The sequence below is a fragment of the Pseudomonas sp. SIMBA_068 genome (assembly GCF_046534705.1).
Taxonomy (GTDB): domain Bacteria; phylum Pseudomonadota; class Gammaproteobacteria; order Pseudomonadales; family Pseudomonadaceae; genus Aquipseudomonas; species Aquipseudomonas putida.
Map to the genome: position 1 here is coordinate 1 of NZ_JAWRYI010001639.1, position 236 is coordinate 236.

Below are 236 nucleotides of genomic sequence, written 5' to 3' on the forward strand. Positions count from 1 at the left end.
GGTGACTCTTGCAAATTCAAAATTCCACTTCTTAAATAGACGTCACTTTTTGATATAACTTCATCGTATCTTTTATTTGCTGCCTGTCTGGATGACGTATATCTTCTAGCGGAGCACCCATGACAACAGTAATATATTCACGATCATTGACTACCCCAAGAGACGCCCAGCATTGACCTGCTTCGGAAGTCGTCCCTGATTTACCGCCAATAATCTCAAATCCCTGTTTGTCTTCC

At 41.9% G+C, this 236-nt stretch carries 1 pseudogene; it reads right to left on the reverse strand.

The features are described 5' to 3' along the window. Positions 1–31 precede the first annotated feature (31 nt). Positions 32–236 (reverse strand): annotated as a pseudogene (locus SB756_RS35285) (hypothetical protein); the annotation flags it as partial.